The following is a 23,005-nucleotide window of genomic DNA, read 5'->3' as shown; positions in this document are numbered from 1 at the left end:
TGGAATCCGAAGTATATATTATCATATCATGCCAAATTAAGGATATCCCTCTCTTTTAGATGAGATAAGATTACACAAAAATTACTTAACATGTTTTTTGTTACATTAAACATGATTTACTCATATCTTTATTTCTTGCCCAATACATTAAGAATATAGTGGAAAATAAAGGATGGGTGAAGCGTAGGAGGTTGGTTAGCGGTCTTTGGCATGAAGTGGAGAATCGTTTGTGACCCCTTGATATCCAAGCGGGAACTGCCTTGCAGCAAAGTGAATAAACATGAGGAGGAAATGTTATGAAAGCGTTAACAAGACCGGAGGCAGCCAAAGGCAAGGCGAACGAGGAATGGGGCCTGATCATATGCTCCAGATGCGATGAGATGGTGGACACGATTCCAACCGACGGAGTGAAAATCATTTATGGATTTTGCGGAAAAGGGGAATGCAAGGGCACGGACTATCAGAACTGAATGATCGTGGCGATTAGCGGAATGATTAACGAGCATGCTTCAGGGAGGAATCTTCCTGAAAGCATGCTTTTTTTTGGATTTATAACCTTTTCTGATGGGGTTAACAAAAATTATTGATACTTTATTATGCATTTTTAGACGAAAATATGTTGCATATATATTATATATGACGTATTATATCGGCAAGTAGAGGAAATGCACGCAGGAGGGATCACTATCGAACTGACGACAAGGCAGCAGGATATCGTCGATATCGTAAAAAAACATGCACCCATTACAGGAGATCAGATTGCGGAGATGCTGAATGTCAGCCGAGCCACCCTTCGCACCGATTTATCCAAGCTTGTGGTTCTGGATTATATTGATGCCAAGCCCAAGGTCGGGTACTTTCTGGGAAAGCGGGGAACGCGCGACCGGGAGGAAAAGTTTCGCCTTCTCAAAATGAAGGTTGGCGATCTGCACGGCGTTCCGGTGATTGTGCGTGAGACCACGACGATTCACGAAGCCGTTGTATCCTTGTTTCTGGAGAACGTGGGAAATCTGATCGTTACCGATGCCGACGGCCATCTGGCCGGTATCGTGTCCCGTAAGGATCTGCTCAAGGTAACGCTTGGCAACCCAACGGCCTCCTCCATGCCGGTAAGCCTGATCATGACCCGCCGGGCCAACGTAACAACGGTGCAGCCGGAAGACACGGTGCTGGATGCCGCACGAAAAATCATTAATCATCAAATCGATAGTCTGCCGGTGGTCGTTCCATCCACCACGGGAAATCCGGGGGAGCACTGGAAGGTTGTCGGTCGGATCACAAAAACGAATATTATCAAAATGCTGCTCGACATGGTAGCCGAGGAATAATGGGAGGAATCGGATGAATCAGGCATTAACTCATTTCATAGCAATCTGTTCGGACTCCATCGGGGAGACGGCTGAAGCGGTTGTTCAAGCTACCCTGCGCCAATTCGAGCTTCCGAATACAGAGGTTAAACGTTATATGAACGTTCGCGACGAGGAAGAATTAACCGAATTGATGGAGGAGGTGGCAAGGCGCGGAGGATTTGTGGCTTATACGCTCGTTCAGCCGGAGCTTCGCGAGGTCATGCGGGAAGAAGCCGTCCGGCTCAACATTCGCACCGTGGATATCATGGGGCCGATGATGCAGGCCTTTGCCGACACGTTCAACGACTATCCCAAGCGGCTGCCGGGCCTGCTGCACCGCTTGGACGACAGCTATTTCCGGCGGGTGGACGCAATGGAATTCGCCGTCCAGTATGACGATGGCAAGGATGTCAGCGCCATTTTGAAGGCGGACATCATCCTGCTGGGCGTATCCAGGATCTCAAAGACGCCGCTGTCGATGTTTCTCGCACATAAAGGCTATAAAACGGTCAATTTTCCGATCGTGCCGGAGATGTCGCCGCCCTCGCAGCTCAGAGAGGTCACGAACGGCACGATCATCGGGCTTACGATCGAGCCGGAGCATCTTCTCAAAATCCGCAGCGAGCGCTTAAAGGTCATGGGACTGCCGCATCAGGTGCAGTATGCAGCGCTGGAGCGGATCCAGGAGGAGCTGGATTACGCCTTGTCGCTGTACGAGGAGCTCGGATGTCCCGTCATCGACGTCACGGATAAGGCAATTGAGGAATCCGCAGGACTGATCATGAATTATCTGAAATAAGCAGCATCGGTTAGGAAAATAGCAGAAGGAGGGATTCAATCATGGAGAGTTCATTAGCATTGGAGCTTGTAAGAGTGACGGAGGAAGCAGCGCTGCAATCCGCCCGCTGGACAGGAAGAGGTGACAAGAACAGTGCTGATGAAGCCGCAACGGTAGCGATGCGCAAGCATTTTGATTCCGCAGCGATGGATGGGGTCGTGGTCATAGGGGAAGGCGAGATGGATGAAGCGCCGATGCTGTATATCGGAGAGCGCGTAGGGAACCGCAAAGGTCCGAAGATGGACGTGGCGGTGGATCCGCTCGAAGGAACGGAAACGGTGGCGAACGGGCTGAACAATGCGTTGTCCGTGATTGCCGCGGCTCCACGAGGAACCCTGCTGCACGCGCCCGACATTTATATGCATAAGCTTGCGGTCGGCCCCGAGCTTGCGGGCAAGCTGAGTTTGAATGACCCGATTGAGGTTACCCTTCGAAAAGCATCGGAGATCTTATCCAAGCCGCTGTCGGAGATGACCGTGTCCATTCTCGACCGCGAGCGTCACAGCACGATGATCAGGGCTCTGCGAGAATCCGGGGTAAGGATCAAGCTGCTGAGCCACGGCGATGTCATGGGAGCGATCGAGACCTGCACGGACAGCGAGGTCGATCTCTACGTGGGTTCCGGAGGAGCTCCGGAAGGCGTTCTGGCCGCAGCCGCCTTGAAATGCCTGGGCGGAGAAATCCAGGGACGGCTCATACCGGAGACGCCGGAGGATTTCGTCCGATGCCAGGGCATGGGATTGAAGCATCCCGAGCAGCTGTTGACGATGGAGGATATGGTAGGACGGGAAGGCGTGCTGTTCGTAGCCACCGGCGTGACGGCTGGAGATTTCCTGCGCGGGGTTAAATATATGCCGGGTCAGCGGGCCGAAACGCATTCGGTCATGATGTACTCCGGCACGAGAACCGTCCGTTATATCCGGAGCGTCCATCATCTGTTCCAAAGCAATGAAACCTTAGCCGCCGCTGCATCTTCTTGATGGATATGGGCGGCATCCGCTAAATAAAAGGCACTCCAAGGTTAGTCGACCTTCGGAGTGCCTTTATGCGTGGTTAACGGTTTGGCAAATCGTGCGCTCACCCGTGCCTCTTACGCCCGAGCATCAGCCAAGCTCCTCCAAGCACAAGCAGCACCGCGATGACAGGCTGAACGACCGAGAGGTAATTGAGTACGGGACCGATCGAGAATACCACGAAGAACAGCAGCGACAGGACGGTCAGAATGTTAATCGGGATGAGCAGCCACTTGTTACGCGAACCGAACCAGTAGAACTCGAACAATCCGGCCGCAACGGCAAGAATAAAGCCGGGCCACATCGACCCCCAAGAGTCGAACAAGGAAGCGATTTGGCTGACAATACCGGCTGTGAGCAGAATGCCGCCCGGTATCAATAGCCCGATTCCCTGACGTCCGACCAGCGAGAAGTACATCCAATGAAAAAACAGGCCTAACGGGATCACGAACAGGGTAGGCCAGAACGTGGCGAAGATAGAACCGGCGCCTACGGTACCGCCTTGGTTCAAGAGCAAGTATGCGCCGAGCAGGATGAGCAGAGGTGCTAAGATTGTACGTTTCGTCATACAAACTTCGTTCCTTTCCTTATATAGATTGATTATTCTAAGAATACCATGCAAGGGATGGGGGTGTCCTCGGTCCTTCGGGGAATGTTTCACCTAGACTTTAGTCTAGGATGGACATGTTTAGCCTATTGGCGGCTCGTTTAATAAGTTCCTAAACGTTCTGCTTAGACGAAGGACAGAAAAGACAGTCCTGCAGCAGAGAACCACAAAGCAGAACTGTCTTCGGATATAAACAAATTATGATGGCTTCTTGGTATACATCAGTCCGACGGTTTGAGGGCCGCAGTGGCTGCAAATGACGCAGCCCGCCGTAGAAATGCTGACCTGTCGTGCGCCTGTCTTTTCCTGCAGTTCCTTCTGCAGGAAACGGGCTTCCTCCTCGGCCATGGTATGTACAACAACTATCAGATCATTGTCCATCTTATCCACTTGAGCCAGTGCATTCTGAATCATTTGATCCAGCGCCTTTTCTTTTTTGCCGCGTACCTTGTAAGCCGGGATCATGCCGCCGTCCACGACTTTGATCACCGGACGGATTTTGAGCAGGCTGCCGATGATGTTTTGCATGCCGGAGCAGCGTCCGCCTTTATACAAATAATCCAGCGTATCGACAACGAATTCGCACTCCACTTCGTTTACGGTACGGCTTAATAGCTCCACAATTTGCGGTATGGACGAGCCTTCATTGGCCGCGTGAACAGCCTTCATCACAAGCAGTCCGATGCCGGAGGAAAGATTGCGCGAATCAAACACGGTAACCCGTCCCTCGGGCAGCTCGCCTGCAGCTATCAACGCATTTTGGTAGGTGGAAGAAAGCTCTGACGAAATGCTGAGGAACAGGATATCCTCACCCTGTTCAATCGAAGGCGAGAAGGCCGCAATGAAGTCGGACGGAGAAGGTGCCGCTGTTTTGGGCAGGCTGCCGATCTGATCGACTTTGGCATACAACTGTTCCGGTGTAATGTCGACTCCATCCCGTAAGGATTGTTCTCCGAATACGACGTAGAGCGGAACGATGCCGATATTATATTCGTCTATCCACGAAGGTGGTAAGTCGCAGGTGCTGTCAGCAAAAATTTTAATTTTACCAGGCATGAACATCTCCCTTTATCAACTATTTGAGTCTGTATTACTACTAGAATACCTTGTTTGATCAGAAAAGGAAATGCTCTTGTCGTTTTGAACGCGAATGCGAAGGAATCGCCCAAAAAGCGGGAATTGTGCAACATTAACCCCAGGATTCCCGTTAATCATAATGGAGGTGGTTATATGGCAAAGCGAAAGCATTGGAGCAAAATAATCACAGCAGCTGCCGCAGCTATGCTGATCATGGCAATGACGGCATGCAGCGGCGAAGGCCCGACTTCTCAGCCGCCGGCGGATCCGAATCCAGTCGAGGATGACGTGAAGGAACCGGCTGAACCTGCAGAAGAGCCCAAGTACGAGATAAAGCAAGGAACCGGTACTTACGTAGGTCAAATCGATAACAATTCGATCGAAATCGAGACGGCCGACGGTCCGACCGCATTCCGGCTGGGCGAGGGGATGGATCAGGTCATATCCAAACTTCAGGGAGAAGAGTCCGTCTCCTATGAGTACAAGGAACAGCCGGTTGAAGGCGAGGAAGATTTGAAGCAGCTGATCCTCATCGAATTGACGGTGGACGATGAAGGCGGCGGCTCGGGTTCCGAGAACGCGCAGCTTCCGGAAACCAAGGATTTCGAGCTGGAGCTGGAGGGCATGAAAGAAACCAAAGCAGCCAAACTGGCCGAGGGTGACGGCTATGCGCTGTATATATTCGATATTTTTTCCTTTGATGCAAAAACCGACAGGCTGACCATGAATGTGGACCCGGATTATTACGTCGAGATTACGAAGCTGCCTTCGGATTACAACGCGGACATACTCAAGCTTGAGGGGGAGAAGGAGCTTGCGGAGGTTGGCAAAGTCCATGAAGCTGAGGGCAGTGAAAGGCACAAAGTCATAGAGGATGCATCCGTGTATATGATAGGCGAAGGCGAGGGCCTGACCAAGATGTACATTGTGGATGAGTTTGACGGCCAGGGTTATATATTCCGCGTAAATAACCCTCACCGCGAACCTTCCGAAGGATTTGCTACACATGCTTTTACATCCTTGAGCTCGATTGTTAATCGATAACGCTCATGCAAACAGCCCCTGTCGTTTGGCCATAAGGCCAAGCAGCAGGGGCTGTTTCGATATTAGAGGGGGTCCGACGTTACTTGGACGTCTCCAAGTACTGCTTAATGAAGCGCAGTGCATTCGCATCGCGTTCCGTGCCTTCGCGAATCCCCGCAAACATTTCTTTCTTCAGGACGGGCAGTTCTTCGCCAAGCGGGCTGCCCATAATATCCACGGCATACACATGCTCCGCGCCGTCTTCCTCATTTGTACCCTTCACCAGCATCTCCGGCGTAAGCAGTTCCTTCAGTTCGCCTTCGACTTCCCCTTCGAGCGGGCGTACCATGCCTTGATTGCCAATCCAATCAAAGGCGGTTTGGTCCATGATATACAGATCAGGACGTTCGGTGGACAGCACCAGCAGTGCCTTTTGCAGCATGGCGGCATCCTGCGGATTGTTGGAATCCAGGGGAGGCACGTAGTTAATGTTAACGGTTACGCGTTTCCAATCGGGAAATTGGGCCAAAATCGCGTCTTCGATCGGTTTAAGGTCCTGTCCGCCATCCTGGCTCATATAAGAACCGAGGAACATGACTTCCAGGTCAACCGGGGGCAGGCTGGCCAGCCGTTCCTTCTCTGCCTGATGGTTGAAAATGCTGATCACGATATAAATGAGTACGCCCACCAGGGCAATGCCGCCGAGCACGTGGAATTTATAATAACGGAAGAAATGGTCGGTTTTCTCCGCCGTCCCGGCAAACCTCTTGTATTTACCGTACCGTTTCAGATTCATCTCTTCCAAAGCTTTACGGTTCTCTTCTTCAAGGATGAATTTATAGGCTTTGGTGATTTCGGCAAACTCGGCTTCGATCTCCTCCACCCGGTCCGGCTCCCGCCTTTGATGCGAACGGGTTTGGCGCATGAGCAGCGTATACCGGTCGTCAAGCTGTTCCTTGGTTGCATCCTCCGGCAGACCGAGCCGCTCATAGGCTTCTTTCAGTTGGTCCATTCATGTCACCTCTTCTATACTGTGAGAGTTTCCTAGTTACCAGTATATAGTGTAGAGGCAGCAGGTTACAAACGTTTATGAGATGTTTCGACGCTTCTCGGCTTGCTATGGGGCAAACTGTCATCCATAAGAGGAAACCATCCGACTTGACAGCTTGCCAGGATGGTAAATCATTCATCGATTTCCTGAATGATTGTGAATGTTTTTGAAAGTTTTAGATTGTTTTTTGAGGCGAATATGATACTATATGCTGTAGAGGGGGATTCATTATGCTGACGGAAGAAAGATACCGAATCATATTAGAGCGCTTACAACAGCGAGGTGTCGTGAAGCTGCAGGAATTGGTAGAACTCCTTGAAGCTTCGGAATCGACGGTAAGGCGAGATTTGATCGACCTTGAAGAACGTCAATTGCTAAAGCGTATTCATGGCGGAGCCGCTCTGCCGAGCCCAAAGATACAAGAACCTGGAATTGAGGAAAAAACGTTCAAAAACATTCAACAGAAAAATGCGGTTGCCCGGCTGGCTGCTGCACAGGTTGAGGATGGAGAGAGCATTTACCTGGATGCGGGTACGACCACGCTAGCCATGATTCCGTTCATCGACGCCAAAGACGTCACGGTTGTCACGAACGGTTTATCCCATATCGAAGCGTTGGTCAGCAAACGGATCAAAAGCTATCTGCTGGGCGGCATGATGAAGATTCATACCAAAGCCGTCATCGGAAGCATCGCGCTGCAAAATATGGACAATTTCCGTTTTGACCGGTGCTTTCTGGGCACGAACGGCGTGGATGCGGAGATGGGCTACACCACCCCCGATCCGGAAGAAGCCTTGATCAAGCGGCGGGCCCACCAGCTGTCCGCTTCCAGTTACGTCCTTGCGGATTCCAGCAAAATCGGAGAGGTTTCCTTCGCCAAATTGCTGGACCTGAGCGAAGCAACGCTGATTACCGAGTCCTTGTCGGAATCATGGAAGAAGGTCATTTCACAGAAAACCAAAATAATTGAGGGATCATGATGATATATACGGTTACACTGAATCCTTCCATTGATTACATCGTGGAAGTTGAACATATCGAGCTTGGCGGATTGAACAGAATGACCCGGGACATGAAGTTTCCTGGCGGGAAAGGAATTAACGTATCGCGTGTGCTGAACCAGCTGGGAGCCGATAATACGGCTATCGGTTTTCTTGGCGGTTTCACCGGCCGTTATATCGACGAGATGCTCGGTAAGGAAGGAATCCGCACGGATTTCGTGAACATCGCGGACGATACCCGCATCAACGTTAAGCTGAAGCATGGCGGAGAGACCGAGATCAACGGCTTGGGACCCGATATCCGGGAAGACGAAACGAAAGAGCTGCTCCATAAGCTGTCACAACTTGAAGCCGGCGATATCGTTGTGCTGTCAGGCAGCGTGCCGCCTTCGCTGGGCTCGGATTTTTATGGCCGTCTGATCGAAGCCTGCCGAAAGGGCGGCGCCGAATTCGTCATGGATACCACCGGCGAGGCTCTAATGAGGGCATTGGCCTATAAGCCGCTCCTTGTGAAACCGAACCACCACGAGTTGGCCGAGTTGTTCGGCGTTGTCATTGACTCGAGGGAGCAGCTTGTGGAGTGCGGACGAAAACTGCTTGAGAAGGGCGCGCAGCATGTCCTGATTTCCATGGCCGGAGAAGGGGCGCTGTTCATCACGGCCGATCGGGTCTATCACGCCCATGTTCCGCCGGGTACCGTCCGTAATTCGGTCGGTGCCGGCGATTCGATGATTGCCGGATTCGTCGGCACGCTTGCGAAGGGCCAGGGTCCGATCGAGGCATTCCGGACGGGGGTCGCCTCTGGAAGCGCTACGGCGTTCTCGGACGACTTGGCGGCAAGGGAAGCGATTGATGAGCTGCTTCCTCTGGTTAGGATCACGGAGTGGTGAGCCGCTTCACATCAAATAACCGGTAATGGGCGGTTATGGCGCGGTTATCACCGCGAAGATTTCAAGGGAGTGTGAATCAGCATGAGAATTACGGATTTAATGATACAAGCAACGATGATCATGGATCTGAAGGCGGCCACGAAGGAGGCTGCCATCGATGAACTGATCGGGAGTCTGGCCGCCAGCGGGCGGATCAACGATCCGGTTTTGTTTAAAGAGATGATCCTGAAGCGTGAAGCCGAATCCAGTACGGGGATCGGCGGCGGCATTGCGATGCCCCACGCCAAGACGAAAGCGGTTAACGAGCCGACCGTCGTGTTTGCCAAGAGCAGCGGGGGCGTGGATTTCGAAGCGCTGGACGGTGAGGCGGCGCATGTATTTTTCATGATCGCCGCTCCCGAAGGAGCGGGGAATACGCATCTGCGTACCCTTGCAGCGTTATCGAGGCTGTTGATCGATGCGGAATTCATCGCGCAGTTGATGAAGGCGGAGACGCCGGCGGAGGTAACGGCTTTATTCGACTCCAAGCAGACGGTTGAAGAAGCCGCCAAGGCTGAGAGGGAAGCGGCCAAAAAAAGGGAAGCCGCACAAAAAGAAGCGGAGAACAAGCATCGGGAATCCGACATTGCAGCCCAAGCTGACCAACGGGATGTTTCCGCCGGGGACTCGACTCCGTTCGTGGTTGCCGTAACGGCTTGCCCGACCGGCATTGCCCATACGTTTATGGCCGAAGACGCCCTTAAGAAGAAAGCCCAGGAGATGGGCGTCGAAATCCGGGTGGAAACGAACGGCTCGGAGGGCGCGCAGAACGTATTGACGGAAGAGGAAATCCGCAGGGCCTCAGGCGTCATCATTGCCGCCGACAAAAACGTGGAGATGGCCCGCTTTAACGGAAAACCCGTTCTCCAGCGTCCTGTCAGCGACGGCATCCGCAAATCGGAGGAGCTGATCCGCAAAGCGATGGGCGGCGATGCGCCGATCTACCGCAGCGAAGGCGGCGGTGAGCCGAAGGCGAAGGACGCGGAGAAGGGCAGCATAGGCACAAAAGTGTATAAGGACCTGATGAATGGTATTTCGCACATGCTGCCGTTTGTCGTGGGCGGCGGCATTCTTCTCGCCATCTCCTTCCTGATCGAGCAGCTTGCCGGCGAGGATCATCCGCTCTTCCAGCTGCTGCAAACGATCGGCGGAGGAGACGGTGCCTTCCACTTCCTGATTCCGGTTCTGGCGGGCTTCATAGCGCTCAGCATAGGCGATCGTCCGGCATTGATGCCCGGCATGGTCGGAGGCCTGATGGCCCTCAATTCCAATTCGGGATTCCTTGGCGGTCTTGCGGCAGGTTTCTTGGCCGGTTACGTGGTTATCCTGCTGCGCAAAGCGTTTGCGGGGCTGCCCCGAGCGCTTGACGGCTTAAAGCCGATTATGTTGTACCCGGTCGTCGGCCTGCTTATTACCGGAACGATCATGTTCTACTTGTTCGATCCGTTCTTCAGCTGGATCAATCTCGGCCTGATTGATATTCTTAACAATTTGGGTACCGGCAACGCGGTGATTCTCGGTCTGATTCTGGGCGGGATGATGTCGATTGATATGGGCGGTCCCTTCAATAAAGCGGCTTATGCATTTGCGATCGGCGTATTCACATCCAGCGGCAACACGAACGGAGCCATGATGGCTGCGGTCATGGCCGGCGGGATGGTGCCTCCGCTGGCCATTGCTCTGGCCACGACGTTCTTCAAGCATAAGTTCACGGAGCAGGAACGCAAATCAGGCGTGACCAACTATGTGATGGGCCTTTCCTTCATAACGGAGGGGGCGATCCCGTTCGCCGCGGCCGACCCGCTGCGCGTACTGACATCCTGTATTCTCGGTTCCGCGGTGGCAGGCGGGCTGACGCAGCTGTGGAGCATCAACGTTCCGGCCCCGCACGGGGGAATCTTTGTCGCTGCTCTTGCCAATCATGCGCTCCTATTCCTGCTCTCGGTTCTCATTGGTTCGGTGATCTCGGGTGTGCTGCTTGGAGTTTGGAAGAAGCCGCTTGAACGAAAATAGACTCAATTACACGGGTTCAGGGTAAGCCATTCAGCTTACCCTGAACCCGTTTTTTCTTTTGACGGCAGGTCCTGATTTTCTGAATAAGAACGCTTAGGAATGGTGTACCGAGCGGGAATAAACGGGGGATCCGCGATTTTATTGGGGAACAGAATCTATGAACATCCGGATTTCTACTGGGTACGTCATGGTATAATCTAGTCATGTTAGAAACAGGAAGGAGAGAGGACAGAGATGAGAGAACAGAACAACAGCAGCCGGGGGCCTGAGCAGCTGATCGATGAAATCAACCGGACGTCTACAACCGATGGGATGGCAGCCGTATGGTTTTTGGGTCAGGAGAGCGTTGTCCTGAAGGGCGGAGAGGTCGTTATCTATATCGACCCTTATATGTCAGCCGACCTGGAGCGCAAAGCGGGATTTCAGCGAGCGTTTCCGGCTCCGCTGCAGCCAGAGCATATTACGAATGCAAACATGGTCCTGATCACCCATGAGCACGATGATCATATGGATCTCGGAACGATTGCGGTCATCGCCAAACAGAATCCGGAAACAGCGTTTGTAGCGCCGGCATGCTGCCATGAAGCGATGCGCGGTGCCGGCGTGGCGCCGGAGCGGCTGTTTGCGGCCGTATGCGATGAATGGCAGCAGTTTGACGGCTTTCGTCTGATGGCGATTCCGGCTGCCCACGAGACCTTGGATGAGCATGAAGAGTTTGGACACCGATTCGTCGGTTACCTGGTGGACATCCAGGGCATGTTGATCTACCATGCGGGAGATACCGTAGTTTATCCCGGATTGGTGGAAAGGCTGCAGGCGCACTCCATCGATATCGGGATGGTGCCGATCAATGGGGGAGATGCCTTCCGCCGGAAGGACGGCATCGTCGGGAACATGGGCTTCCGGGAAGCCGCAGAACTTGCCGCAGCGTCGGCATTCGATTTGACCATTCCGATGCATTACGATATTTTTCCATGGAATGGAGAGAAGCCGGGGTACTTCGTGGATTATTGCTATGAGAATCATCCGTATATGAAAACCAAAGTGATGGCGCGCACCGAGCGTTTGCTTTATGTAAAAGCCGAATAAGCGATAGACATTCCGATGGAATTTTTTTTCAAATGCGGGACAGCGAGTTCGCAATTTTTCGAAATGACAAGCATATGAATAAGACATGCCTTTATAAATGGAGATGTGGGATATGCTGTCATTTCGAAAACATGTCATTATCGTGATCGGAAGCTTCCTGATCGCGATGGGGACAAATTTTTTTCTTGTCCCGCATAAAGTTCTGGATGGCGGAGTTATCGGGATTGCTCTGATCGCCAACTACGTGTTTGACCTACATATCGGATTCGTAATCATTTTGTGCAGCATCCCCATGTTTATCGCCGCCTGGATGTTAAATCGCGAAATCTTTTACAACAGTCTGTCAGGCATGCTGATATCTTCGTTTGTCATCGATTTGCTCTCCCCGTTGCAAACGGATTTTTTGCGTTTTTTTGCTCCCCATGTGATAATCAGCGCGCCCATAGGCGGTGCGTTGATCGGAGCCGGGCTAGGATTGATGCTGAGGAATGATGCAAGCACGGGCGGAACGGATCTGTTGGCTCATTTTCTGGCAAGGTATGTGCCATTGAATGTAGGCGTCATTATTTTGCTGATGGATGCCGTCATCATCGGATTCGGCGGCGTTCTGCTCTCGGGAAGCACCTTCGTGTACTCCATTCTGACGATTGTTGCAGGCGGTTTTACAACGGGCATGATTACACAGAAACGATGGTTTTCGAAAGAGAAGGATTAAATAACAGACAAGCCTATCAAGATCGACTTGATAGGCTTGTCTGTTATTGATGAAGATGAAACATGCAGCGATCGCCATCTATGAATTACTACGGCATGTGCATAAAGATTATTTATGGGAGGTTTGAGCTTCCTGAAAGGCGTGGATATAAGCACGGGCCTTCTCCGTAATCAAATTGAAGTCTCCGCTCTTAAGCGCGTCTTTGGTCAGATCGGACCCGATTCCGACCGCGAATGCCCCGGCCTTGATCCATTCATGCAGATTGTCCAGATTCACGCCTCCGGTCGGCATGATATTGGCCTGCGGCAGCGGGCCCTTCAGAGACGGTATGACGGACGGAGAGTACAGATTACCCGGGAAGAGCTTAACGACATCGACGCCAAGCTCAAGCGAGGCAACGATATCATGAACGGTAACGGCGCCCGGCATGACCGGAATGCGATATCGGTTGCAGAGCATAATCGTATCGCGGTCGAACCCTGGGGAGACCACGAACTCGGCACCGGCCAGGATCGTGATTCTGGCTGTTTCTGCATCCAGAACCGTTCCGGCTCCGATGATGGCATAGTTGTCTGCCTGCGGGTCTTTGGAAGAGTACATTTTGGATAACGTCGTAATGGCTTCCGTAGCGAACGGTACGGTCATGGTCACCTCGATGACCTTGATGCCGCCTTCAATCGCGCGTTTGGCAATCTCTACAACCTCATCGGGAGAATCGCCGCGCAGGACCGCGACAACGCCAGCCTGATGGATCTGTTCGATTAGTTTCAATTTTTTCATGTTATACACTCCTTCTTAATCTATGCATTCTATTAGATGATGGCTTGATATCCAATCATAGCGGGTCAACGTTCGATATGGGCGGCATTTCCTCGCCGCTGTTGAACTTCCTCCCAGGTCGGAAGCGCTTCCCAGTCACCTGGGGCTTGGATGACCAGGGATCCGGTTAATCCGCCTAGGGACAAGGCCTCCTCCGGTGTCCAGCCTTTGGCGATGCCTGCCAGGAAGCCTGCGCAGAAGCCGTCTCCCGCGCCAACGGTATCCACTACGTTATCCACACGCTCAAAAGGAAGGGAGTAGGTCCCGGTTTCCCGAACAATAACGTTGTTTCCGTCGAAACTCTTGATCACGGACATGCCGGGCAGCTGACGCAGACGGTCCAGGATCACCTGCTCGTCCTCCGTTTCGAACAACAGCTTGCATTCATCATAGCCAGGGAGGAAATAATCACAGCTTTCGGCAAGCTCCAGCAATACGGGGCGAGCCTCCTCAATGTTCCACAGCTTCAGCCTGAGGTTCGGATCAAAGCTGATCTGGACGCCATGCGTTTTGCATACGGAAATGACATGCCGTATCGTCTCCAGGCAGCTGCTGCTTAAGGCGGCGGTGATGCCCGTGAAATGAAGGATGCGGGCCTTGGCTATGTATTCGGAGTCTACATGGTCCGGCGTCATTTGGCTGGCGGCAGAGCCCTTGCGGTAGTAATAGACGGAGGATTGACCGCGAACGTTCTGTCTCAGCATAAGGCCGGTCGGTGCCGCATCCGTTTGTCTGGCGCTGGAAACATCGACCCCTTCACCTCGAAGCGTTTTCAAAATGCCGGTTCCGATCGGATCGTTGCCGAGCTGGCCGAACCATCCGCTGCTGCAGCCAAGCCTGGAAAGCCCGATGGCGAGGTTGCTTTCGGCGCCCCCGAAGGACTGGGCCATGGTTCCTCCCTGGCCAATGCCTCGTGTGCCTTCGGGATATAATAATCCCATCGATTCGCCGAACGTGATGACATCGATAGGACGCATACCATTATTCATAGAATTTACCCCCTTATATTCAGTCTCCGTTATTAACACTTTACCCTGATGGTGATGATAACTCAATAAAAAATAACACAATATAAATAACCTCCTATCCGAGAAAGATAGGAGGTATGCATGGGCTTTCAGCATAGGAGAAAGCAAAAAAATAATGCTTAGAAACCTTTATACTGAGGCTCTTCCTGTTCAAGCTGCTGAACCCGCTGGGCTACTTGGTCTACGACTTGCTGCGTTTGTTGTGCCGCGGTAGTGAACAGGTCCTTGGCATTTTGATCTTGCGTAGACAGCGCAAATTGCTCAAGGCTAGCCTGAGCGCTTTTTAAGGATGAGAGGCATGTTTTCACATCGGAAGCTACGGTCATTGGTTTTTATCACTCCTTTCATGCGTAATAATGTACGCATTTTGGAGAAGAACATGCATGAAGCATGGCAAGGAAAATAATGGTGTGATTTCAAATAGGATATTTGACAATAATCTATATAGTGATTGCTATGTCATTACATCGAAAGGAAGGTCGTTGTTGTGCCTCAATGGTTGGAAATCGTACTTAGAACCGTATGTGCCGTGGTCGTGCTGTTCCTGATGACGAAACTGCTTGGCAAGCGTCAGGTGACGCAGCTATCTTTTTTTGAATATTTAACAGGGATCACGATCGGTAGCATAGCTGCCTATATATCGTTGGATCTGGAAGCAAACTGGTATTTAGGGCTCGTGGCTCTGGGCGTCTGGGTTGCCTGCTCGCTTCTCATCGAATTCCTGCAAATCAAGAGCAAAAAGGCAAGGGATTTTATCGACTTTAAATCAACCGTGCTCATTCAAGGCGGCAAGATATTAGAAGATAATTTAAAGAAGGAAAGGCTGTCGACCGACGAGCTGATGCAGCAGCTCCGCAAAAAAGACGTGTTTCAGGTCGCCGACGTGGAATTTGCCATCATGGAATCCAGCGGTGAGATCAATGTCCTGCAGAAGCGCGAAAGTTTGCCTTTGACTCCCAAGGATCTAGGTATACAGGTAGCGCCGGAAAAACCTGGGCAGGTTGTGATCATGGATGGGGAGGTCATGGATGAACCGCTGCGCGTCTCGGGCTTCAATCATGGATGGCTGGTGGAAGAGCTGGACAAGCAGGGCGCCAGGATCAAGGACGTATTCCTTGCTCAAGTCGATACCTATGGACAATTAACCGTCGATTTGTATAACGATCAGATCCAGGTGCCCCAAAATGAGGAACGGAAGCTCTTGTATGCAAATTTAAAGAAATGCCAGGCGGATTTGGAATTGTTCAGTCTCAGCACGAAAAGTAAGAAAGCTAAGAAAATGTATGAGGAGAGCTCCAAACGGATGGAGAAAATTTTAGCCGATGTACAGGCGATTCTGAAGACGTAATGGGTGTCGCCGAGTCATAAATCCGCAAAAACCGGAATAGGATATTTTTGTGTATCACAAAAGGAGCCGGTTGCCGCCGACTCCTCGTACAGCAGATCTTCGCCCGCAAGGTGGATTTTTGCTTGCAACCAGACGTAAGAAATAGATTCATCTGTTCCAGGACGGGTCTATTTCTTATTATGGAAGGCAAGGATCGAAACGACCAGAGTGGCGAACGAAATCATTAAAGCCAAAGCTTCATTCACGCCCATGCCTATCACCTCCTGCTGCCACCCTTGCTTAGCTGGTCTACTGTACTATATAATATGCCAATTGCTTACAATAAAAGAACCTTTTTGTAGGAAGCGCTTACATAAAATGTTGGTTTTTTGACGAGATCAGAAAGCATAAACATCGGAGGATTGTCATACTTTCCGGGAAAATTTTCCCTTAACCCATAAGATGGGAGCGGCTGACGGCCGCTCTTTTTCATGTTGAAATTCGAACGTAGAACAGGATGGAAGGGGCATTACAAGTTCTAGACTCTCAAGCGGTTTTTTGGTCAGGCTTTGGTCTTGATTTTGGTTTACGCTTACGTTTATGGAACAGGGAGGCAATCCAATAGAAAATCGGGATTAACTCCATGAGAATGAAAAATACCGCCATCCCGAAGGAATTGAAGTCTTGCTGAAAAAGGATCGGATTTTGCGAATACTGGTACGCAATTACGATAGCGGTTCCCCCAATGATCGCGATCAGGGGACCATCCATTTGTTTCAGGTTAAGGAGTTTCGCCATACACCTTACGCTCACGTGGATGAGGAAGGCACTGTGGAAGAACATCGAGCTGCTCCATAACCCAATGATCAGCGGATCGGAATTGCCGAGGAACCCGCTGGCTGCACGCATTAATTCGACGAGCGGATACTGCATCTCGCGCCCTAGATAGGGGCCGAAATTCAGCAATGCCGATGCCCATTGGAGCATTACGCCTATGGTGACCAACAGTCCTGCCGCAGCAAGGTTGCGAAAGGATTTTTTGTTGAATTGGATATAAGGAGCGAGAAAGAGGAACACGATCCATTCCGCGAAGAATGAAAGACAGAACAAACTGTCCTTGATCGCCGACTCATAATTGTGATGCCTGACCATCGCGATCATCATATCCCAATGCGCTTCCTTGAAGAAAAACATATTCATGGCAACAATGGCAACAACGATGACAAGAAACAGCCCGTCGGAAATATAAATCATCGTCTCCATGCCCCACCTAGCCGTAACCATAACGACCAGGCCCACAATCAGGAGGATGAACCACTGGGGAGATTCCCGCATGTAATTGGTATCGAAGAATAACGTGAAACCTTCGATATCCATCCCTATGTAATTGATGGACCAGAAGAATACCAAAGCGACGACAGGGAAGTGAATCCACTTGCTGACCAGGGCACTGCCAAAATCGATCCAGGGTTTCCGAGGATCCCACAGCCCGACCTTCAGCATAAACCACAAGAAGACCAAACTCATCGCATAACCGCCCAGAATCGAGGCCCATCCCAAATATGCCGAGTTCCACAAGAGAGGAGTGACTAGAAATCCCGTAGGTATGGCGTTAAGATAGACAAATCCGAGACGAAACAGCTGCCAGGGCGTATTGCGCATGTCGGGTTCGTACCCCTTTCGTTTTATAGATGTTACAGCTTATCCAGCCAGCCGAACAGCAGCATGATCAGATGGTTGGGGGTCAGCCACTCGTAAGAATACAAGGCGATTATATTCCAGACGGAAAAGGCAAGGATCAGAATGAGCATCGTCCATTTTTCACGGCGTGACCTTACTTTTTTCTTCGCGAAGTACCATTCCGTCAAGGCGTAGACGAGGAACAGAAGAGCCAGCATGACACGCCTCCTTATTTCGGATTCGTTTTGAGTACGGCCCCGAAGTTTCGAACCTTAATGTCGGTGACCACCTGAATCTCCACTTCGTTTTTGTAATAATCAGACCAGTTGGAGCGAACCTTCTGCCAATGATCAGGGTAGTTCCAGTCCACCAGCATTCCGAGCTGCAGGACGTCTGCGCCGACTCGCTGCGAGGTGCGGAGCGCCTTTCGGAGATGACCTGCAATGAGCTCGTTGAGCTCACGCTCAATAAGCTCTTTCGCCTGAAGGGTATCCAATTGCTTATGAATGTTTTTGTAAACAATATCGCCTGTTCCGCTCAGCTTGACGGTGAATACCGGATGGCCCGAAACCATGCGTACGGATTTGCTGGAGCGGGTTGAAATCAGGAAAGCGCTGGCTTTTCCTTTTTCACCCCATGAAACGGTATACAGGGGGGCTTTTAATTCATTCACTCCCCAACTGATGGCAAGCGACTCTTCCATAGGAAGGGTGGCCAACAGCTTATCCTTATCGAAACAGCGCCGTGCCTTGAATCCCCGTCCACGGCTCCAGCTTCTCCTGATCAGCGACCATAGGCTTCATGCCTGCCGCCAAGTAGGTCAGGGCATATCCTTGATTGCCCGAATCGGCAAAGAGGCAATCCTTCAGGTTCGTGGTGATCATGTTGTGCTGGTCCGCAAACCGGATGAGCACCTCCGAAGGCATCTGTTCAAAAACCGGCGTCAGCTCGGCGACCTTTTTCGCGTCTCCAGGCGCAACCATGATATAGATGCTCATATTCGTTGTCGGTTCCCGCTGGAGCCAATCCATCAGATCCTCTAATCCCGCTTCCGCATAGCTCTTGCCTACGACAACAACCTTGGTGTGGCTGAAGTCGAAACGCCGTGAAAGATCCCGTTGGATCAGGTGGAGGGCATCCTGCACGGTGGTGGAGGATTTGGTTACCATGGCATACGGATCTCCGCCACCCTTCCCGCCTGCTTGACGCCCGGATGTGAGCCGGTTCGGCAAGGGGGCGCTGATCGTAACTTCCACGCTTCCGTCTTTCTGGCTTTTATTCACGTACATGGCAAAAACAAAGGTTTGCTCGTTGATCTCAACCTTGGTCAGGTTGAAGCCGCAGCCTGTCAACAACGATAATGGCAGCAGAATTTTCAACCATTTGAGTAGAAGCATTATCGTTTTCGTCTCCTTAAATTGTTGGATGATGCATAGATTTTAGGCCTGTTCTTCATCAGCATGGACGGCGCCCGCACGAAGGTGTCCTTCCATTCCGATAAGACAAGGGGTGCAACGGGCTGCAGATACGGCGTATTGAACGACTTCAGGGAAGCCATATGTCCAAACACCAGGAAGGCGGCCGTGAACACGCCGATCAGACCGAGCGTCCCTCCAAGTATGAGGATAGGAAATCGCAGCAAGCGGAACGCCAGCCCCAGCTCGAAGTGCGGAATGATGTAAGAAGCGATGCCCGTTATCGAAACCACGATGACCATGGGGTTCGATACGATCCCCGCTTCCACCGCGGCCTGTCCGATGACAATGGCGCCGATGATGGATATCGTCTGCCCGACGGGCTTCGGGATACGAGTCCCGGCTTCTCGCAGCGCTTCAAAGGTCAGTTCCATGATCAGCGCCTCCGCTAAGGCGGAGAACGGTATATTTTCACGCGATGCGGCTAAAGTGATCAGCAAATCGGTTGGTATGATGGATGGCTGAAATGTTGTGATAGCGACATACAGGGCGGGCATCAATAATGAAATAATCGCGAACATGAACCGGACGATCCGAATCCAGCTGGAGGAGAAGAAGCTGTGATAATAATCCTCGGACGACTGCAGCAGGGAAAATAGGGTGACGGGCACGATCAGCGCCGACGGCGTTCCGTCCTGCATGATGCCGACCCTGCCTTCGAGCAGGGATGCGGCAACGGAATCGGGGCGTTCCGTGTACTGAAACTGAGGAAAGGGGGATTTTACGCCTTCCTTCATTTGCTCGGACAAGGTGCTGATCCCGAACGTCCCGTCGATGGACATGCTGCTCAGCTGCCGGTCCACTTGAGCGACGATTTCAGGTTTGCACAAACCGTCGACGTACACCATGTACACGGCAGTTTTGGAGTAGTCGCCGATCTGGTAGCGCACGGTTTTGAGATCCGTATGTTTGATTTTGTGCCGGAGCAGCGATAGATTTGTTCCGATGTCTTCGATAAACGCTTCCTGCGGTCCGTTCACGACCAGCTCGTTCTGGGATTCCGAAACCGCCCGCTTCTGATACAAGACGATGTCGAACAAATAAGCCTCCGCCAATTGTTCCACAATCACGACGGCCCTGCCTTCAACGATCATATCGGCAATATACTCGGCGGAGGAAGAACGCTCGAACGGAACCGACAGCATGTCTCCGCGATCCATGCGGTCAATGAAATTAAGGAAATCATGCTGAACCTTCGCGGCTTCCTTAATCAATGGTTTGACGATGTATTCATGCAGGGTGCTGATATCCACGATAGGTTCAATGTAGATGACGGTACACGTGGATCCATGGAGACGCAAGGATTGGTAGATGACATCTTCGCAATGTTCCAGCCGCATTTTAACAGGATCGAGCAGTGCGGGCCGTACCTTCGATTTCATTGAAACTTCCCTCCTTTGCCGGTATATAGTAAGGCTCATCCTCTTTAGAATGCCGTACTTTTAGCAACTTATACCGAATTTTCCAGAGAAAACGGCTCATAGCTGAAGGGGAAATCACGAATAGACCGAGACTATTGAGCTTGAACGGTATAAAAAAAAGCGCCCGGAATAGGATTCCGGGCGCTTTTACAGGGGGAGCTTCGGGCTAAGGCTTCGATTTTCCTCTACGAATGGATTCTTTGATCTTGTGGAGCAAAGGTTTGCGGTAGACGGAGAGCATGATTCGCAGCAAAATGTAAAGGATCAGCGTAGATAGAACGCTGTTGATCAAGGCGCCGACGAGAAAGTTAACGCCCATGTCGCCCAACCTGCCGAAATGGTCCGTTTCAACGATATAATCCGTCTCCGGAACGGGAACCGTGAGCGCATCTTCGATTTCGAAGGTCGCGGGAAACGTAGTGAACAGGTGCACAAACACGCCGATTCTATAGTTTAGATAGAACAGGATCGGCCACAAGACGGAGCCTGCGGAGGCTGCAAGGAAGGCGGAGGGGATGTTTCCCCTTACCATGCGAGCCAGCAGCGGAGCCAGCAGCAGATCGATGCCAAAGGTGGGATACCAGCAAGGGAAGAAGCCGACGGCAAAGCCGAGAGCGATCCGATGATCGCTATTTTGCATGCGAAGGGTCCGGAGAATATAGTATTTCAGTCGTCGAATGTATTTATGAAGCAAAACCGTTTCCTCCTGCGGGTACTGATGGATACAGATATATTGGGATCTCTTGCGCAGCTTTCTATGGGATCCTATTTATAATAGGAAGAACTTTCGAGAATTATATAGTAGACGCTCGCAAACCGTCAATCCAAAGAAGATTATAACTGAATATATGCGTGGAATATTACTTTGACATACATAGTAATGCGCGTTATATTATACCCATTCCATCCGTTAGGAGGTTCGGGTATTTGATTGAACCCTTACATAACAGTGACTTGATACGCGGCAATATCGATACCTTTATTTTGCGCGTGCTATCAGACGGAGATAATTACGGCTATCAGATCATTAAGGAGATCGCGATCCGAAGCGGGAATCGATTTGAACTGAAGGAGCCTACGTTGTATTCAAGTCTGAGGAGGCTGGAGAAGCAGGGATTGATACGCTCCTATTGGGGAGAAGAAACTCAGGGCGGGAGGCGTAAATATTACAATCTCAGCCAGGAGGGAATGAAGCGCTTGCTGCGCAACCAAGAAGAATGGAAGGCGGCACGCGAGATTATCGATGTTCTGATCGGAAACGGAAAGGAGCTGAAATAGCAATGACCAACAGGCATGATCTGGAGATTTTTGTGGATCGCCTATTCGCGAATCAACGCAAAACCAAGGAAGTTGTGGATCTGAAGAATGAGGTTCTCAGCAATTTGGAGGCGCGGGTCACGGATTATATGGAGAACGGCATAGCATATCAGTCGGCGATCAGTCTGGCGATCGAAAATATGGAAGACATCGAAGCTCTGATTGACGATAACCAGAAAATCTACAGCTACCGTTTCCGTCATGACCTCCTTCAGAGCACCCTTATTTATTCCTTGCTGGCCTGGATCGCTACCATTCCGGCCCGGTTTTTGCCAAACGGGATGTGGGTGAACACGCTCCTCCTCTGTTTGGCTGCATTAACCGGTGCGGCGTATCTTTCCATGTCACGGCATCTGAAACGATACGAAAAGCAGACAGCCGTCATCAACGCAGGCAAATTGAACCAGTGGAGCAAGTGGGCATGGTGGCTGTGGTCGATATTTATCGTGGTTATCTCCATGTATACCTTCGTGATTCAATACGGCAGCGATTTATGGTTTGGGCGTGAACTGTCGGTCGATGGGCCTTATTCGTTCTACGTGACCGTCATGCGGTATGTTATCCCGATGACGTCGGTCATCATTCCGCTGCTGGTCCAGAAAGCTTATAAACTAACGTTTCAACTTGAGGTGAATGAACCATGAGCAGAAAGAATTGGCTGATCGTTGTCCTGCTGCTGATCGGCATCGGGGGCATGGCGGCCCTGGAGGGATACATCAAGCCCAAGGCAAATGAACAAGCGGTTCAATATGAAGCGGAGCAAAATGATCCGTTGACGCACGATATACGGAATTCGCTGAACTTCGCCAGCCCATACATGGGCAATGCCGGGAACCTGATCAATTTGAACGCTTCGCTTCCCATGCGTGACATTGAGCGGACGTTTCAGCTGTATCCGGAAGAATTGACGGCCGAGCTTCGGTTCAGGTCCAGGATCGGTGATCTGAAAGAGGACATGCTGAAGCAGACGCTGGTCTATAATTCCACTGCGAATTTTGCCATGATTGATAATTTGGATACACTGATTTTCAAGTTTGAAGACCGGTCTTTCACCATCCGTCGGGATGAGGTGGAGGCATGGTATGGCAGCGGGACGGGTCTTGCGTTCTTGCGGGAAGCCGTGACATGGGAGAAGGAAGTACAAGCCCGTCTTCACGATAACAAGTATGTCAGTGAATACGTAGATAACCTCATCGAGATCAAGAATCTATAGAGATAAACCGGAGGGGAGTG

At 51.3% G+C, this 23,005-nt stretch carries 27 protein-coding genes; 14 read left to right on the top strand and 13 right to left on the bottom strand.

Annotated features, from left to right (window positions below):
• Window positions 1–296 precede the first annotated feature (296 nt).
• The 4 genes from HMPREF9412_RS32370 to glpX all read left to right on the top strand — a co-directional run bounded on the left by HMPREF9412_RS32370 (window position 297) and on the right by glpX (window position 3,167).
• The gene (locus HMPREF9412_RS32370; RefSeq protein WP_009595780.1) at window positions 297–470 is read left to right on the top strand and encodes a GapA-binding peptide SR1P; all 174 of its coding nucleotides are present in this window, start codon (window positions 297–299) and stop codon (window positions 468–470) included.
• 195 nt (window positions 471–665) lie between these two features.
• Window positions 666–1,328, top strand: a complete 663-nt coding sequence (locus HMPREF9412_RS30690) for a helix-turn-helix transcriptional regulator (protein ID WP_009595798.1) — start codon at window positions 666–668, stop codon at window positions 1,326–1,328.
• 13 nt (window positions 1,329–1,341) lie between these two features.
• A complete protein-coding gene (locus HMPREF9412_RS30685; RefSeq protein WP_009595762.1) occupies window positions 1,342–2,148 on the top strand; it encodes a pyruvate, water dikinase regulatory protein in 807 nt (268 codons plus the stop codon).
• A 41-nt stretch (window positions 2,149–2,189) separates the two neighbouring features.
• Window positions 2,190–3,167, top strand: a complete 978-nt coding sequence (gene glpX / locus HMPREF9412_RS30680; RefSeq protein ID WP_009595806.1) for a class II fructose-bisphosphatase — start codon at window positions 2,190–2,192, stop codon at window positions 3,165–3,167.
• Window positions 3,168–3,264: 97 nt separating this feature from the next.
• On the opposite strand, the gene HMPREF9412_RS30675 is transcribed toward glpX, so the two are convergent.
• Together HMPREF9412_RS30675 and HMPREF9412_RS30670 are read right to left on the bottom strand one after the other, a co-directional pair.
• On the bottom strand, window positions 3,265–3,768 hold the full coding sequence (locus tag HMPREF9412_RS30675) for a hypothetical protein (protein ID WP_009595848.1): 504 nt from the start codon (window positions 3,766–3,768) through the stop codon (window positions 3,265–3,267).
• A 237-nt stretch (window positions 3,769–4,005) separates the two neighbouring features.
• Window positions 4,006–4,863, bottom strand: coding sequence for a DegV family protein (locus HMPREF9412_RS30670; protein ID WP_009595793.1), 858 nt, complete (start codon window positions 4,861–4,863; stop codon window positions 4,006–4,008).
• Window positions 4,864–5,037: 174 nt separating this feature from the next.
• Here HMPREF9412_RS30670 and HMPREF9412_RS30665 point away from each other — a divergent pair, with 174 nt between their 5' ends.
• Entirely contained in the window at window positions 5,038–5,928 is an 891-nt protein-coding gene (locus HMPREF9412_RS30665; RefSeq protein WP_009595822.1) for a hypothetical protein, read from the top strand.
• Window positions 5,929–6,007: 79 nt separating this feature from the next.
• Here HMPREF9412_RS30665 and HMPREF9412_RS30660 read toward each other — a convergent pair whose 3' ends face one another.
• A complete protein-coding gene (locus tag HMPREF9412_RS30660; RefSeq protein ID WP_009595782.1) occupies window positions 6,008–6,919 on the bottom strand; it encodes a molecular chaperone DnaJ in 912 nt (303 codons plus the stop codon).
• A 269-nt stretch (window positions 6,920–7,188) separates the two neighbouring features.
• On the opposite strand from HMPREF9412_RS30660, the gene HMPREF9412_RS30655 reads away from it, so the two are divergent.
• The 5 genes from HMPREF9412_RS30655 to HMPREF9412_RS30635 all read left to right on the top strand — a co-directional run bounded on the left by HMPREF9412_RS30655 (window position 7,189) and on the right by HMPREF9412_RS30635 (window position 12,705).
• Window positions 7,189–7,938, top strand: coding sequence for a DeoR/GlpR family DNA-binding transcription regulator (locus HMPREF9412_RS30655; protein WP_009595696.1), 750 nt, complete (start codon window positions 7,189–7,191; stop codon window positions 7,936–7,938).
• Window positions 7,938–8,849, top strand: a complete 912-nt coding sequence (pfkB, locus tag HMPREF9412_RS30650; RefSeq protein ID WP_036674171.1) for a 1-phosphofructokinase — start codon at window positions 7,938–7,940, stop codon at window positions 8,847–8,849. Before HMPREF9412_RS30655 ends, pfkB begins: the two co-directional genes overlap by 1 nt.
• A gap of 81 nt (window positions 8,850–8,930) precedes the next feature.
• Entirely contained in the window at window positions 8,931–10,901 is a 1,971-nt protein-coding gene (locus HMPREF9412_RS30645) for a PTS fructose transporter subunit IIABC (RefSeq protein WP_009595748.1), read from the top strand.
• Window positions 10,902–11,135: 234 nt separating this feature from the next.
• Window positions 11,136–11,990 carry an MBL fold metallo-hydrolase gene (locus HMPREF9412_RS30640; RefSeq protein WP_009595833.1) on the top strand — a complete coding sequence of 285 codons (855 nt, stop codon included), beginning with the start codon at window positions 11,136–11,138 and terminating at the stop codon, window positions 11,988–11,990.
• Between the two features lie 112 nt (window positions 11,991–12,102).
• The gene (locus HMPREF9412_RS30635) at window positions 12,103–12,705 is read left to right on the top strand and encodes a YitT family protein (RefSeq protein WP_009595800.1); all 603 of its coding nucleotides are present in this window, start codon (window positions 12,103–12,105) and stop codon (window positions 12,703–12,705) included.
• A gap of 108 nt (window positions 12,706–12,813) precedes the next feature.
• On the opposite strand, the gene HMPREF9412_RS30630 is transcribed toward HMPREF9412_RS30635, so the two are convergent.
• The 3 genes from HMPREF9412_RS30630 to HMPREF9412_RS30620 form a co-directional block, all read right to left on the bottom strand.
• Entirely contained in the window at window positions 12,814–13,485 is a 672-nt protein-coding gene (locus HMPREF9412_RS30630) for a bifunctional 2-keto-4-hydroxyglutarate aldolase/2-keto-3-deoxy-6-phosphogluconate aldolase (protein WP_009595706.1), read from the bottom strand.
• Window positions 13,486–13,550: 65 nt separating this feature from the next.
• Window positions 13,551–14,513 (bottom strand): sugar kinase, encoded by a 963-nt coding sequence (locus HMPREF9412_RS30625; protein WP_009595734.1) that lies wholly within the window; start codon window positions 14,511–14,513, stop codon window positions 13,551–13,553.
• A 158-nt stretch (window positions 14,514–14,671) separates the two neighbouring features.
• Entirely contained in the window at window positions 14,672–14,878 is a 207-nt protein-coding gene (locus HMPREF9412_RS30620; protein WP_009595791.1) for a DUF1657 domain-containing protein, read from the bottom strand.
• Window positions 14,879–15,039: 161 nt separating this feature from the next.
• Here HMPREF9412_RS30620 and HMPREF9412_RS30615 point away from each other — a divergent pair, with 161 nt between their 5' ends.
• Complete coding sequence (locus HMPREF9412_RS30615; protein ID WP_009595817.1) at window positions 15,040–15,900, top strand: DUF421 domain-containing protein; 861 nt, start codon at window positions 15,040–15,042, stop codon at window positions 15,898–15,900.
• Window positions 15,901–16,067: 167 nt separating this feature from the next.
• Here HMPREF9412_RS30615 and HMPREF9412_RS33750 read toward each other — a convergent pair whose 3' ends face one another.
• The 7 genes from HMPREF9412_RS33750 to HMPREF9412_RS30590 all read right to left on the bottom strand — a co-directional run bounded on the left by HMPREF9412_RS33750 (window position 16,068) and on the right by HMPREF9412_RS30590 (window position 21,149).
• Entirely contained in the window at window positions 16,068–16,151 is an 84-nt protein-coding gene (locus HMPREF9412_RS33750) for a putative holin-like toxin (protein WP_223260591.1), read from the bottom strand.
• A 274-nt stretch (window positions 16,152–16,425) separates the two neighbouring features.
• Complete coding sequence (locus HMPREF9412_RS30610; protein ID WP_009595731.1) at window positions 16,426–17,541, bottom strand: GerAB/ArcD/ProY family transporter; 1,116 nt, start codon at window positions 17,539–17,541, stop codon at window positions 16,426–16,428.
• A 32-nt stretch (window positions 17,542–17,573) separates the two neighbouring features.
• Complete coding sequence (locus HMPREF9412_RS30605) at window positions 17,574–17,777, bottom strand: hypothetical protein (RefSeq protein WP_009595850.1); 204 nt, start codon at window positions 17,775–17,777, stop codon at window positions 17,574–17,576.
• Between the two features lie 11 nt (window positions 17,778–17,788).
• Window positions 17,789–18,277, bottom strand: coding sequence for a Ger(x)C family spore germination C-terminal domain-containing protein (locus tag HMPREF9412_RS33535; RefSeq protein WP_009595808.1), 489 nt, complete (start codon window positions 18,275–18,277; stop codon window positions 17,789–17,791).
• A 10-nt stretch (window positions 18,278–18,287) separates the two neighbouring features.
• On the bottom strand, window positions 18,288–18,956 hold the full coding sequence (locus tag HMPREF9412_RS33530; RefSeq protein ID WP_009595715.1) for a Ger(x)C family spore germination protein: 669 nt from the start codon (window positions 18,954–18,956) through the stop codon (window positions 18,288–18,290).
• Window positions 18,956–20,416 (bottom strand): spore germination protein, encoded by a 1,461-nt coding sequence (locus HMPREF9412_RS30595; protein WP_009595769.1) that lies wholly within the window; start codon window positions 20,414–20,416, stop codon window positions 18,956–18,958. Before HMPREF9412_RS30595 ends, HMPREF9412_RS33530 begins: the two co-directional genes overlap by 1 nt.
• 205 nt (window positions 20,417–20,621) lie before the next feature.
• A complete protein-coding gene (locus tag HMPREF9412_RS30590) occupies window positions 20,622–21,149 on the bottom strand; it encodes a DUF2062 domain-containing protein (RefSeq protein ID WP_009595805.1) in 528 nt (175 codons plus the stop codon).
• 233 nt (window positions 21,150–21,382) lie between these two features.
• Between HMPREF9412_RS30590 and HMPREF9412_RS30585 the strand changes: the two genes are divergently transcribed.
• Genes HMPREF9412_RS30585 through HMPREF9412_RS30575 form a run of 3 tightly spaced genes read left to right on the top strand, consistent with a single transcriptional unit; the run spans window position 21,383 to window position 22,985 of the window.
• The gene (locus tag HMPREF9412_RS30585; protein ID WP_009595802.1) at window positions 21,383–21,733 is read left to right on the top strand and encodes a PadR family transcriptional regulator; all 351 of its coding nucleotides are present in this window, start codon (window positions 21,383–21,385) and stop codon (window positions 21,731–21,733) included.
• A gap of 2 nt (window positions 21,734–21,735) precedes the next feature.
• Window positions 21,736–22,416, top strand: coding sequence for a permease prefix domain 1-containing protein (locus tag HMPREF9412_RS30580; RefSeq protein WP_009595723.1), 681 nt, complete (start codon window positions 21,736–21,738; stop codon window positions 22,414–22,416).
• A complete protein-coding gene (locus HMPREF9412_RS30575) occupies window positions 22,413–22,985 on the top strand; it encodes a DUF4825 domain-containing protein (RefSeq protein ID WP_009595816.1) in 573 nt (190 codons plus the stop codon). Before HMPREF9412_RS30580 ends, HMPREF9412_RS30575 begins: the two co-directional genes overlap by 4 nt.
• The last annotated feature ends 20 nt before the right edge of the window (window positions 22,986–23,005 follow it).

The organism is Paenibacillus sp. HGF5 (genome assembly GCF_000204455.1).
GTDB lineage: Bacteria > Bacillota > Bacilli > Paenibacillales > Paenibacillaceae > Paenibacillus_AQ > Paenibacillus_AQ lautus_A.
Note: the sequence above shows the minus strand (reverse complement) of the source record. Positions and strands in the feature narration are given on the sequence as shown.